We start from the raw sequence: 383 nt of genomic DNA, 5'->3' as shown, positions 1-383 counted from the left end.
GGACGGGGCGGGCCGGCTCAGTTGCCGGCGCCACCGGCCTCGCGTGCGCGGGAGACGACGTGGTCGACGAAGCCGTAGTCGAGGGCTTCCTGCGCCGTGAACCAGCGGTCACGATCCGAGTCGATGGTGATCTGCTCGAGCGTCTGACCGGTGTGCTCGGCGATCAGCTCGGCCATCTCGCGCTTGGTGTGCTTGAACTGCTCCGCCATGATCGCGATGTCGCTGGCCGAGCCGCCGATTCCGGCCGACGGCTGGTGCATCATGATCCGCGCGTGCGGCAGGGCGTAGCGCTTGCCCTTGGTGCCTGCCGAGAGCAGGAACTGCCCCATCGACGCGGCCAGGCCCATGCCGAAGGTCGCGATGTCGCACTCCGCGAACTGCAT

General features: G+C 68.7%; 1 protein-coding gene. It reads right to left on the bottom strand.

From position 1 onward, the window contains the following. Positions 1-17: 17 nt before the first annotated feature. A partial coding sequence (locus AC1DYG_RS20545) for a ClpP family protease (protein ID WP_477641679.1) occupies positions 18-383 on the bottom strand: 366 nt, incomplete at its 5' end.

This window comes from Pedococcus sp. P1_H8 (assembly GCF_056405175.1).
This window is presented reverse-complemented; position numbering and strand designations above follow the sequence as displayed.